The sequence below is a fragment of the Mycobacterium sp. AZCC_0083 genome, from assembly GCF_014202335.1.
Lineage (GTDB): Bacteria > Actinomycetota > Actinomycetes > Mycobacteriales > Mycobacteriaceae > Mycobacterium.
Genome location: NZ_JACHGP010000020.1, coordinates 11,947 through 24,315 on the forward strand (window position 1 = coordinate 11,947; position 12,369 = coordinate 24,315).

At 64.2% G+C, this 12,369-nt stretch carries 11 protein-coding genes, 1 tRNA gene and 1 pseudogene; 10 read left to right on the forward strand and 3 right to left on the reverse strand.

The window, feature by feature from the left end:
• Window position 1 precedes the first annotated feature (1 nt).
• The 6 genes from HNP02_RS43885 (at window position 2) to HNP02_RS35520 (ending at window position 6,042) form a co-directional block, all read left to right on the forward strand.
• Window positions 2-2,227, forward strand: coding sequence for a GAF domain-containing protein (locus tag HNP02_RS43885; protein ID WP_184445351.1), 2,226 nt, complete (start codon window positions 2-4; stop codon window positions 2,225-2,227).
• Window positions 2,224-2,604, forward strand: a complete 381-nt coding sequence (locus HNP02_RS35500) for a response regulator (protein ID WP_184445352.1) — start codon at window positions 2,224-2,226, stop codon at window positions 2,602-2,604. Before HNP02_RS43885 ends, HNP02_RS35500 begins: the two co-directional genes overlap by 4 nt.
• Window positions 2,604-3,713, forward strand: coding sequence for an adenylate/guanylate cyclase domain-containing protein (locus HNP02_RS35505; RefSeq protein ID WP_184445353.1), 1,110 nt, complete (start codon window positions 2,604-2,606; stop codon window positions 3,711-3,713). The genes HNP02_RS35500 and HNP02_RS35505 overlap by 1 nt, the downstream gene beginning before the upstream one ends.
• 8 nt (window positions 3,714-3,721) lie before the next feature.
• A complete protein-coding gene (locus HNP02_RS35510) occupies window positions 3,722-5,311 on the forward strand; it encodes a peptide ligase PGM1-related protein (protein ID WP_184445354.1) in 1,590 nt (529 codons plus the stop codon).
• Complete coding sequence (locus tag HNP02_RS35515) at window positions 5,308-5,952, forward strand: histone deacetylase (protein WP_184445355.1); 645 nt, start codon at window positions 5,308-5,310, stop codon at window positions 5,950-5,952. Before HNP02_RS35510 ends, HNP02_RS35515 begins: the two co-directional genes overlap by 4 nt.
• Window positions 5,953-5,968: 16 nt before the next feature.
• Window positions 5,969-6,042 (forward strand) — tRNA-Leu (locus HNP02_RS35520).
• Between the two features lie 105 nt (window positions 6,043-6,147).
• Here the strand turns inward: HNP02_RS35520 and HNP02_RS35525 are convergent.
• Together HNP02_RS35525 and HNP02_RS43890 are read right to left on the reverse strand one after the other, a co-directional pair.
• Complete coding sequence (locus tag HNP02_RS35525; RefSeq protein ID WP_309241801.1) at window positions 6,148-6,567, reverse strand: DUF4352 domain-containing protein; 420 nt, start codon at window positions 6,565-6,567, stop codon at window positions 6,148-6,150.
• Window positions 6,568-6,667: 100 nt separating this feature from the next.
• Window positions 6,668-6,772, reverse strand: a pseudogene (locus HNP02_RS43890) (DUF2510 domain-containing protein); the annotation flags it as partial.
• Between the two features lie 201 nt (window positions 6,773-6,973).
• Between HNP02_RS43890 and HNP02_RS35535 the strand changes: the two are divergent.
• Window positions 6,974-9,124, forward strand: coding sequence for a CocE/NonD family hydrolase (locus HNP02_RS35535; protein ID WP_184445358.1), 2,151 nt, complete (start codon window positions 6,974-6,976; stop codon window positions 9,122-9,124).
• 546 nt (window positions 9,125-9,670) lie between these two features.
• Here the strand turns inward: HNP02_RS35535 and HNP02_RS35540 are convergent.
• A complete protein-coding gene (locus tag HNP02_RS35540; protein ID WP_184445359.1) occupies window positions 9,671-10,312 on the reverse strand; it encodes a TetR/AcrR family transcriptional regulator in 642 nt (213 codons plus the stop codon).
• A 71-nt stretch (window positions 10,313-10,383) separates the two neighbouring features.
• Between HNP02_RS35540 and HNP02_RS43225 the strand changes: the two genes are divergently transcribed.
• The 3 genes from HNP02_RS43225 (at window position 10,384) to HNP02_RS35550 (ending at window position 12,348) form a co-directional block, all read left to right on the forward strand.
• Entirely contained in the window at window positions 10,384-10,506 is a 123-nt protein-coding gene (locus HNP02_RS43225) for a hypothetical protein (protein WP_255507341.1), read from the forward strand.
• The gene (locus HNP02_RS35545; protein ID WP_184445360.1) at window positions 10,503-11,753 is read left to right on the forward strand and encodes an oxygenase MpaB family protein; all 1,251 of its coding nucleotides are present in this window, start codon (window positions 10,503-10,505) and stop codon (window positions 11,751-11,753) included. The genes HNP02_RS43225 and HNP02_RS35545 overlap by 4 nt, the downstream gene beginning before the upstream one ends.
• 100 nt (window positions 11,754-11,853) lie before the next feature.
• Entirely contained in the window at window positions 11,854-12,348 is a 495-nt protein-coding gene (locus tag HNP02_RS35550; RefSeq protein WP_184445361.1) for a YceI family protein, read from the forward strand.
• Window positions 12,349-12,369 lie beyond the last annotated feature (21 nt).

Here is a 12,369-nt window from a genome sequence, read left to right on the forward strand (position 1 = left end):
TGTGGCCGATTCAAGCGAACGCTCGTCTCGCACTACACGCATCACCAGGGACTCGGCCCGCCAGTTCCAGGACTTACGGGACGCCCGCCATCAGTCCGCGGCGAGCCGCGACATCCTCGCGGCGCTTGGCCGTGCGGCCGACAACCCAGGCGAAGTACTCGACACCGTCCTCGCGTACGCCGCACGCCTGTGCGGAGCGCAGGCCGTCCAGCTGTTCCTCCTCGACGGCGACGTGTTCCGCGTCAAGCGAGTCTCCGGTGAGACCCCGGAGTACTACCGCACCTACCTGCAGGACCACCCGATTGCCAGGAACCGATCGTCGACGGTCGGGCGCGCGGCGGAGGACATGCGTACCAATCAGATTGCCGACGTGCTCAACGACGCGGAGTACGGACGCCACGACCTCCAGAAACTCACCAATTTTCGCACCCTTCTCTCCACGCCGATGATTCTCCAGGACGAGGTCGTCGGGGTGCTCTCCATGTGGAGGACCGACGTCAAGCCCTTCGACGACCGTGAAACCGAGCTCCTCGAGGAATTCGCCGCCCAGGGTGCGATCGCGTTGCGACTCGAGTCCAGGGGGGCCGAGCTGGCCAGCAAGGTTGCGCAGCTGGAGGCTCTCCGTGAAGTAGGCGAGGCCGTCGGCTCGAGCCTCGACCGCGACGAGGTCCTGGACCGGATCGTCAGCAACGCCGTGCGGCTCACCGAAACCGACGGCGGATCGATCATGGAGTACGACGAGTCGGACGACTCGTTCCAGGTCCGTGCCGTCTCCGGCAGCAGCCCTGACCTAGTGGAACAGTTGCGGGCGATCACCATCCGCCGGGATTCGACGTTGGTGGGTCGGGCAGCGCTCGCCCACCGGCCGCAAGAGGTTCCCGACCTGGCTCAGGCAGAGCTCGACCCCCATCTGGAGATCCTGTTCAGGGACGGCTGGCGCTCAGTGCTCGCGGTTCCCATGCTGCGCGGCGACAAGATGGTGGGCGTACTGGTGATCCGGCGCAGGAGCACGGGCGCCTTCCCGCCCGACATGACCGAGCTGCTCCAGACCTTCGCCAGCCAGTCGGCGCTGGCCATCGTCAACGCGCGCTTGTTCGGGGAGCTGCAGACGAAGACCAAGGAACTCGAGATCGCCAGCCAACACAAGTCGGACTTCCTGGCCAGCATGTCCCACGAACTGCGGACCCCGCTGAACGCGGTGATCGGCTTCTCCGAGGTGCTGCTGGATCGGATGTTCGGCGAGATCAACGAGCGCCAAGACGAGTACCTGCACGACATCTTGAACTCGGGCAGGCACCTCCTCTCGCTGCTCAACGAGGTCCTCGACCTGTCGAAGGTCGAAGCGGGTCAGATGGTGCTCGAGCCAAGCACGTTCGGGGTGGACAGCGCCCTGGATTACATACTGAAAATGGTCCGCGAACGCGCGACTCAGCACGCGATCGCCGTCACGGTGGAGGTCGGTGACGACATCGGGACGATCGACGCTGACGAGCTGAAGTTCAAACAGGTGGCGCTCAATCTGGTGTCCAACGCCGTCAAGTTCACGCCAGACGGCGGCAGCGTTTCCGTCCGCGCGTACCGCGAGGCGACCGACCTCGTGGTCACAGTCACTGACACCGGCATCGGGGTGCCTCCCGAGGACCAGGAACGGATCTTCGAGTCCTTCCAGCAAGGCCGCCGGGGGGCTCCGAAGGAGGAGGGCACCGGTCTTGGACTGACGCTGTCACGACGGTTCGTCGGTCTGTGGGGAGGCCGGATGTGGCTGGAGAGCACGCCCGGTGTCGGAAGCACATTCGGCTTCTCGGTCCCGGGCCTGCCGGAGCAGGAGGACGATGTCGCTTCCCCCGAGCACGACAAGCTTCCCGTCGTCGTCCTCGTCGACGACGATCGGGCGTCGCTGGATCTTTTCTCTGCCTACCTCGATGGTTCAGGGACTAGGGTGCTGCGCGCCCGTGACGGCGTCGAGGCTCTCGAGCTGATCCGCAGGGTGCCGCCGGTAGCCGTTGTGCTTGACATCAAGCTGCCACGGCTCGACGGCTGGGAGGTACTGGCCGAGCTCAAGGCAGACCCCGTCACCGCCGCCATCCCGGTGGTCATCGCCTCCGTCGTCGACGATCGGCCCCGAGGTCTGGCGCTCGGCGCGGATGAGTATCTACTCAAGCCAATTAGTCGCGACGAGCTCGTCGATGCGCTGAGGCGTCTGGGTGTCCTGGGGGAGTCGACGTGACACCTCGCAGAATCCTCGTGGTGGAGGACAATCCGTTGAATCTCAAGCTGGTTCGCGACGTTCTCCAGTTCGCCGGGTACGACGTCAGCGAGGCCCAATCAGGGGAGGAAGGTCTCCGCGTCGCCCAGCAGGATCCCCCTGATCTGGTGCTGATGGATCTGCAACTCCCCGGCATCGACGGAACCGAGACGCTGCGCAGGATGAGAGAGGGCAGCCTCGGACGGGACGTACCGGTGGTCGCCGTCACCGCCTTCGCAATGGCCGAAGACCGGGAGCGAGCCTCTCTGGCCGGCTTCGACGGATTCGTCGAGAAGCCGATCAGCGTGCGAGAACTGCCGGGCCAGGTCGAGGCGTTCATCAACAGGCGGGCGGTCTGATGGACATCCCGGTCACTGCACTGGCCGTCGACGACGAGCCGGCCAACCTGAGACTCCTCGACGCAGTCCTGACGCCTCGCGGATATCGAGTTCTCCCCGCGCCGTCGGGAGCGGAAGCGCTCGCATTGCTCGCGACCGAGGACGTCGACCTCGTCCTGCTCGACATAGTGATGCCAGGCATGGACGGCCACGAGGTCTGCCGGAGGATTCGAGCCACGCCGGCGACGGAATTCCTTCCGGTCGTGATGATTACGGCCAGTGGAAGTGAACAACGTCTGGCCGCACTCGAGTCGGGTGCCGACGACTTCGTCACCAAACCGTTCGACAAGAGTGAGCTGCTGGCGCGGGTGGCGTCGTTGGCACGGATCAAGCGGTACCACGACACCATCCGGCGGCAGGCCGACGAGCTGACCGAATGGAACACCGAGCTCGAGACACGGGTCGCCCAGCAGGTGGCCGAGTTGGAACGCACCAACCGCCTGCGCCGCTTCCTGTCGCCTCAACTCGCCGATCTGGTGGTCGGCGACGAGACCCTCCTCGGCAGCCACCGCCGCGAGATCGTGGTGGTCTTCACCGATCTCAGGAACTTCACCCCCTTCGCGGAAGCCAGCGAGCCCGAAGAGGTGATGAGCGTTTTGGGCGAGCATCACCGCGCCATCGGGGCGTTGGTCCACGCCTACGAAGGCACGCTGGAGCGGTTCACCGGTGATGGGGTCATGGTGTTCTTCAACGACCCGATCCCGTGCGATGACGCAGCGGACCGTGCGGTTCGGATGTCGATCGACATCCGGGACGCCGTGCGCGAGCTTTCCGCGGGCTGGCTCCGCAAGGGCCATGATCTCGCGGTTGGAATCGGAATTGACCAGGGCTTCGCGACTCTCGGCAGGATCGGCTTCGAGGGCCGCTTCGACTACTCGGCCATCGGCAGTGTCACCAATCGCGCCGCCCGGCTGTGCGCCGAAGCCCGAGGCTGGCAGGTACTGGTTAGCGATCGCGTGCTCGCCGCCGTCGAGCACGTATGCGTCTCGGAAGTGATCGGCGACCTGCAGCCCAAGGGATTCAGCCGCTCAGTGCGGGTCCACAACATCAGTGCAGTACACGACAAGTAGGTGAGGTCATGACACAACTACAGGTTTCCGACCAACCGACCGCGGGTCGACGTCTGTCGCAGCTCGACGAATCAGAGCGCTACGGCGTCTTCGACGATCTGCAACGAACGATGTCGACCGTGTGGGAGTCGATGCGGCTCGGCTTCGACGACGAATCGGTCGTCGTGGTGCCCTCGATCAGCATCGAGCGAAGAACCCCCGGGAGCGGCACCATCATGCAGGCGATGGAGGAACGCGCACTGTTCCTGCTGCTGCTGTTGCGCCAACCGCAGCTACGCATGATCTACGTGACCTCGCAGCCGGTGTCCGAGGCGATCGTGGAATACTACCTCGGGCTGCTGCCCGGAGTGATTCCCAGCCATGCCAGGGCGCGGCTCACGCTGATCCCGGTCGGTGACGCGTCCGCGATCCCGCTCAGCGCGAAACTGCTTGCACGACCACGACTTCTGCGCGAGATTCGGAACCTGATCCCCAACGCGGCCCGAAGTCACCTGATCCCCTACAACACCACACCGCTCGAGCGGGACGTCGCGCTGTCCCTCGGTCTTCCGATGTACGGCGCGGATCCCCGGCTGGCGGACCTCGGCAGCAAGACCGGCTGCCGCAGGATGTTCGAGGAGCTCGAGGTGCCGTGCCCGGTTGGAGCGGAGGACCTCCACACGGTCGATGAGATCGTGGCCGCCGTACAGGGCATGCGCACGAGGCGGCCCTCACTCGATCAGGCGATCGTGAAGCTCAACGAGGGTGTCTCGGGTGCCGGTAACGCTCTGGTGGACCTGACTGGGCTGCCTGCCGCGGGCTCGCCGGACGAGGCGACCGCGATCAAAGACCGTATTCTCGGCATGCAACTAGAGGCCGAAAACCTTGCCCTCGAGGTGTATCTCGCCTCGTTCGAGAAGCACGGCGGCATCGTCGAGGAGCGGATCACCGGAGTCACACTGACCAGCCCCAGCGTCCAGATGCGTGCGTTGCCGGACGGAACCGTCGAACTGCTGTCCACCCATGACCAGCTCCTCGGCGGTAGGAGCGGCCAGAAGTATCTCGGCTGCGTGTTCCCCGCCGATCCCGCTTACGCCGCGGCGATCGCGGAGCCCGCGATGGTGATCGGACAGCATCTCGCGGGGCTCGGTGTGCTCGGGCGGTTCGCGGTGGATTTCGTTGTCGTGCAAGACGAGAGCGGCGCCTGGACGCCGTATGCGATCGAGCTGAATCTCCGCAAGGGCGGGACCACCCATCCGTTCCTGACGCTGCAGTTCCTCACCGACGGGAGCTACGACGGTGAGCGCGGGGTCTTCCTGACCCCCAGCGGCAGCACCAAGTACTTGGTCGCGACCGACCACCTCGAGGACGAACGACTCAAGGGACTGACCGTCACGGACCTCTTCGACATCGTCGTCAACCACGGCCTGCACTTCGACCAGGCCCGCCGCACCGGCGTGGTGTTCCACATGATCAGCTGCCTGACCGAATGCGGTCGCGTCGGCCTGACCGCGGTGGGAGACAACCCCGAAGAGGCGCGGCGGATCTATGAAGAAGCACAGTCCGTCCTCCTTCGGGAGGCGGGAGTGGCGCTCGAGGAAGGCTGCGTCGTCGGTTGAATCTGCTTCTGGCAACCGAGGATCCGGTCTGGTACGTCGCCTACGGATCGAACATGAATGCGGCGCGTTTCGGCTGCTACCTCTCGGGTGGACGACCGCGAGGCGCCCGTCGCACCTACCTGGGATGTCGTGACCCATCGCCACCCGTTCGCGACGTCGGGATTCGCCTGGCCGGTGGTCTCACCTTTGCGGGTAGTTCCACGGTCTGGGGTGGGGGCATCGCCTTCTTCGACCCGCGTGCCGATGGCGAGCTGGCCGCGCGGGCGTACCTGCTGAGCTTCGGACAGCTCAGCGACGTCGTCGCCCAGGAAACCAGGCGCCCGGTCGGCAGCGATCTGGCGTTGGGCAGCGGGGTCGACCGTCGATGGGCACTACCGTCGGCTGCCTACGAGACCCTGCTGCACGTGGGGGAGCGGGACGGGTTGCCCATGTTCACCATCACGTCCCTGCAGAACCTCGACCCCGCACCGCCATCGGCGGCCTACGTTCATACGATGCTGGACGGACTCGGCGAGACGTTCGGCTGGACCGCGGACGAGCAGGTGCAGTACCTGTTGCGTGCGCCCGGCGTCGCCCCGGCGTGGACCGCCAGCCAGCTCGTCGAGCTGTGCGACGGTGGTGTGGTGAGCGAGCTGAAATAGGCTCTTCGCTGCGAGGGCCCCCATAGCCCAATTGGCAGAGGCAGCGGACTTAAAATCCGCCAAGTCTGGGTTCGAATCCCAGTGGGGGCACGGTATTTGTGCTGGTAGGTGCGCTTTTGGGTACGAAGGATCAGCCGTCAGAACCCGTCGAGGTGTCACGAATCGTCACGGCCCACGAGCAACGGTCGCGCTCGGTCAGAGGCGGACCTTGGCGCCGGCGGACGTCGGCGACTCGTGCAACTCGATCTCCGTGACCTTGGGCTCTCTTGGCACGTCGAAGCGCATCGCCACCTCGATGACCTCACCGGGTTTCACGACCACAGTCTTCGTCTCTAGTTTCGCCGCCACCACATCCGCCGACATTGCCGCGTATTTGCGGCCCGCCGCATTGATCAACTTCTGATTCTGGACGTCGAATGACCGAGGCTCCTTGCCCATGTTGGTCACGTTGACGTCGGCAATGAAGTACACACCCGCGGGCTGAGGGTCACTTTGCATGTTGGCCTTGCCGACACTGGTGACCACGAAGCGCAACGACCCATCGTCGACGGGATCGCCCGTGGTGGCCATGCGTGCCGCCGAGATCACCGACGAGATCGAACTGCGCTCGGACACCAGGAACGTGCCGCAACCACCAAGGAGCAGAAGCAGGACAAACAGCGACGATCCATGGCCACACCCGGCGTTTCCTGACCGGAGCGACCCCCTGATGATCAGTCCAGCTCGCGCCGTCGAAGTGGCGTTGACCGCCCGCGCCGGACGGGTCGGGATACCAGCCGGCCGGCGTGGTCATTCGTGACCCTCCACGGCTGACGATCATAACGACGGGCCGGTGCGCTCGGTCGCCGGAATCGTTCTGGCCCTGCGAATTCGACGGGACAGTCCCGAACGACGGCAGCCTTGCTATGAAGGCATTACGGTAGATCGACTTCGGAGTTAGCGATTCGATTCGATGTTGAGGTGCCGCCGGTGGCACTAGGTGTTGCCGGCCGTCTCTGTTTGAGCAATGGAGGATCGAGAGGTGCGGCGAATCGCGAAGTTCGTGTCGCTGGTGGGCACGGTGTTGCTGCTCGCAGAGATAGCCGGGGCGCCGGGTGTTTCAGCGGATCCTGCTGGAGCGGGCAGCGATGGCTATTACCAGCCGTACTTCAATGACTTCAGCGGGATGGAGGGTGCCTGGACCGCGGAGAAGGACGGGCCGCAGGTGCACTCGCAGGTGCACATCGACTGGGACGTGCCGATCACGATGAGCGACGGAACGGTGCTGAAGGCCAATGTCTATCGGCCCATGGACGACGGCGTGGTGGACGACGAGCCGTTGCCCACGGTGCTCAACGTGACGCCGTACACCAAGTGGTTGATGGCGATCATCACCAAGCTCGTCAATGCCCCGGGAATTCAGGACGGCATCATGCGCGGCCTGGGCAGCCTGGAGAGCTCTGATCCCGCTCTGAAGAACCTCATGCTGCTGCTGCAGATGTTGGACGGCGGCTTCTTGCAGACCATGTCCGCCGACAAGCAGCTGGTGAGAAGCGGTTATGTCTGGGTCGATCTGGACGCTCGCGGTACCGGGTACTCCGAGGGAAGATGGGAGCTCACGGGCCCGCGGGAACAACAGGACGCCGTCGAGGCCGTCGACTGGATCAGTAAGCAGCCGTTCAGCGATGGCAAGGTCGCGATGACCGGGGCGTCCTATGACGGCATCACCGCATTGCAGACGGCAGCGCACCGACCACCGGCACTCAAGGCGGTCTTCGCGGTGGAGCCCGCCACCGACATAGTCCAGGATGTGGCGTTGCGCGGCGGGGCCGTCAACGTCGGGTTCCTGCCGTTCTGGTTGTGGCTGGTCAACGGGACCAAGCGTGTGCCCGACGTGCAATCGATGGTGCAGGGCAACTACGAGCAGCTGTACCAGCAATGGATCCAGGACCGCAACGAAGATCCCACCACCATGTCCAACGCGATGTACACCGCGCTCAATGCCCGCACCATGGACGAGGTGTACAGGTCATCGGAAGCGATGATGCTCTATGACGCACAAGGTCCGTGGCGCAAGGCGACTCGCACCGACATGGCCAACATAAACGTTCCCACGATGATCACCGGTCAATGGAGCGATCTGTTCCGCAACGCGGAGTTTCGGTCCTATCAGGATCTGAGCGGGCTCAAACCCGGGGAGAAGCAGCTGATCATTGGACCGGGCTATCACGTCACCGCCGGCGGGGGATACGGAAAGCGGGATGCTCCGCCGCGGCTGGACGTGCTGCAGAAGGCGTGGTTCGATCATTGGCTCAAGGGTATCGACAACGGGGTCGAGACCCTCGGGCCCGTCTTGGAGCAGATTCCGGGAGCCCAAGGGTGGCAACGGATCTCGCAGCTGCCGCGGCCGGGGATGACCAACCAGCGGCTGTATCTGAGCAGCGACATCAGCGGTACGGCGGTGCGCACCCAACATGACGGCTCGCTGTCTGCTGCTATGCCCACCGAACCCGACCAGCTCACGGTGAAGGTTGGGGTGGCGAGCCTGTGCTCGGACATCACCAATACTCAGTACCTGGGGCCTTCGGCGATCCTGATGGCGTGCGCGCAGGACGAGCGCACGCACGAGGTCGACGGGCTGACCTTCACCAGTCCACCGGTGTCGGTGCCGACGGTGATCTCCGGCCCCGTCGCGGTGCATTTGAACACCCAGCACGAGGGCACCGACGGCTTCTGGATGGCCACCGTCAGCGATGTGGATCCGGATTCGGGGAACTCGCTGCCGCTGAGTACCGGGTGGGTGGTGTCCTCGATGCGCCAGGTCGACGAGGCGCGAAGCAAGCGGGGGCCCAACGGGGACTACGTCGATCCGATCCAAACCCTCGATCTTCTTCGTGGCTACCACCCGGTTGTCCCCGGCCAGCCCACGACCATCGATTTCGGCACCTACCCGTTGGACGCGGTTCTACAACCAGGTCATCGGCTGCGGGTCAGCGTGTACTCGAGCAACTATCCGTCGGCGGTTCCACCGATGCCGATGATGATGGCCGCCGGGCTCACCCCACCCCCGTATGACGTCCGCGACGCCGTGCTGCTGTTCACCCCGGACAACACCTTCTACCCCGAACACCTCAACATCGACCCCGCAGCGCCGAGCTGGATCAGCATCCCCACCAGCGACCCCATCAACTGACGAAGCGTAAGCGCCGTCCGTCACCGCGGATGGCAGAGCACGATGTCGCTTTCTCGCAATCGGTGTGCTTTAGTGCCGACGGGACAGTCTGGCCACTGACGCCGCCGTGGAGACCCAAATGCACGCCAATTCACAACAAACACGACCTGCTCACTCTCCAACGAAACCCCAAACCTCACGCACCCGGGGCCGAAGTTGGCGATCAGTGGAACCAAACACTTTGCGAGACAAAGGTACACCTAACTCCTGCGAACAACGACCGGGTGCTGCACACGATGGTGGCCAAATCCACAACGAGCAGACCGCAGCCAGAGCAACTTCCCGATCGGTTGCGTAAAGGGCGCCTTCGGCGTCACTACCCCATGGCTTCGCGGCCGTTGACACACCGACCCTCACCGCAGGATCGCCGGGTATCAGGAAGCCGCTGATCTGTTGAAGTGTCTGGCCGCCAACGAATATCAGCTCAGTGCCGTCGAAGAAGTCATCACCGGCGAGCGACCCGGTGACCAGGTCTTTGAGGGGACCCTGACCGGCGACCACTGACATCTACAGCCGCAGGCCCTCGGTGAGGATATCGGCGGTAAGCGCGGCGTGCCGTTCGATTTCGTCGGCATCGAGCGGGTCCGTGCCTCCGAAGCGCCGCGCGTAGGGGCGGAGTGTGAACGGTGCGGCACCGCCCTGTGCGACAAGAAAATTCAGCGTCCGGACCGACACGGGCCGGATTCGGCCTTCGGCGGCGAGGTGTTCCACGAGCCGCTTCAGCGGCGCGAGGGCGGGTTCAACGTAGGTGTCGTAGATGTAATCGAGCCGCTCGGTGTCCAGGCCCGCCTCGATGTTCATCAGTGCGAGTAGTTCGGGATGACGCGCGGAAAAAACGAGGAATCGACGGATGGCCGTTTTGAGGTGCTCGAGTGGATCAGTAACGGTCGGGTCGAACACGGCGGCAGGGTATTTCACCAGAGCGCCGAAGCCGTGGTCCACGGCGGCGCGCCACAATCCTTTCTTGCAGCCAAAGCGCTGATGGATCAGGTTGTGGCTGACGCCGAGTTCGCGGTTGAGCGTGCGAATCGACACCCCGTCGTAGCCGTATCGGGCGAATGCGCGCAGCGCAGCAGTGAGGATCGTCGTCTCGGTTGCCGGTGACTGATCCGATTTCGGCCGCCCGGCCGGTTTGACAGTCTCCGTCATGCGTCGAGTCTACGGGATGGATGCCAACAATTATGTTGCTAATTGACAACATCATGGTCTACGGTCGAACCATGCCGGTCGTAGTTCCCGTCGTTACCCACGTGCGTGCCCGCGACGGCGCCGTGCACTCGCTTTGCGCCGTTGCGGCGCTGACCCTTGCCGTCTCGTTGATCACACTGGAGGTTGTCCGATGACGTCGACTACAGAAAAGATCCCCACGGAATTCCGCGCGTACTGGACGGCGATCGAGAAGCCCAACGTCATCCGTGTGCGTCGGATCGTCCAGCGTCTCTTCGGTTTCGACCTAGTGCCGAATGACGAGCGGCTCCTCGACCTGGCACATGGGCACTACGATGCCGATCCGGTGGCTGAGGCGTTCGTCGAGGAGGCCTACATCCGTGGCAACTCGTCGGACGGTCGCGCAATGCTCGATCAGGCGATTACGCACGGCATCGAATCGGTCCCGAACGCACCGGCCTCCATGCACCGGCTGTTCGAGGAGTTCGAGCGCGACCCGGACTGGGTCGACCACCAGCTGGTGGAGCGCGGCGCATTTCTGTTCCGCCGCTTCGGGCCCGCCGTGTTCAGCTTCGAGGGGGCCGGAACGCTGCTCGCCTACACCGAGAGCTCGATCGCGCGGCCACTCGGTATGACCGGACGTTACGCCGGTGATGCCGCGCTGAACCGATTCATGGAGACGGCCCGGTTCTGGATCGACACCACCGATCCCGGCGGACTGCGCCCCGGCAGTCCCGGACGTGCAACCGCGATGCGCGTGCGGGTCATGCACGTGTTCATCCGGCAGAAGATCATGGAGCATCCCGAATGGGATCTCGACGCCTGGGGCAAACCGATCAACCAGTCCGACGCGCTGATCACACTGCTCGCCGGGGGATACGCGGCAGGGGTGGCAATGCACTTGCTCGGCTACCGCTCCACCGCCGCGGACATCGTGGCGATGATGCACTTCTGGCGCTACGTCGGGCATCTCATGGGCGTACAACCTCGCTGGTATCCAACGAATCTCGCAGAGGCGACACAGATTTCGGCAACGTTCTTTCTCAAGGCGGCGAACACGGCAGGCGCCGATGGAGTGGAACTCATCGAGTCGTATCCCCGCGCATTCGCCGCGAAACCTGGTTCGTCGACCCGCAAGCGGCTCCGCGACGCGTTCAACTACCGGATGCAGCTCGGCTACACCCGGCATTTTCTACCTGGACGGTTCTACCGCCGCTACGACATGCCCAATCCATGGCCGTGGGCAGTGATTCCGCTGCTTCAGATTCCCGCGAACCTCACGGTCGACCTGCTCGCACATCGCAGTCCCGCGGTCGCCCGGCTGCAGGACCGGTACGCCATGTGGCGGCGCAACACGTGGTTCCACAATGAGATGGGCGAGAAGCAAGCAGAATTCAAACCGGCCGAACAGTTCCGACGATAGCCACCGGAACCGGAGCGGCATCGCGGCGCGGGATGGTCCAGCGCAACGCCGGGCTGCACGGCTACGGGACAGGTAATAGTCAAAGAATGGATGATCTGTTGTGAACAATGAAGTGAGTGCCGGCGAGTGGACCTTGGATGCCACCGCGACGGCGATCGGTTTCCAGGCGAAGGCGGCCTTCGGCATGAAGGTCAATGGCCGGTTCGACCAGTACGACAGTGCGATCACGGTGGGTCCCTCGGTGGCCGAATCCGCGATCTCGGTCACCGTATTGACCGACAGCGTGGATACCGGCATCAAGATGCGCGACGCGCATTTGAAGGCAGACAACGTGTTTGCGACGGTGCGGTTTCCAACCCTGGAGTTCCGCAGCACGGCCGTCGTTGAAACGCCCACCGGACTCAACGTGACCGGCACCCTGCGCATCCGCGACATCACCCAATCGGTCAGCTTCGACGCGACACGGTCGACCACGGCGGGTCCGCCACACTACGACGCCACGCTGGTGGTGGCACCCAAGGAGTACGGAATCACCCGATTGGGCACCACCAAGCCCGTCAAGGTCATTCTCGACGCCACCCTGACGCAGGCCTGACAGACCCAACCGGCTGTGGAG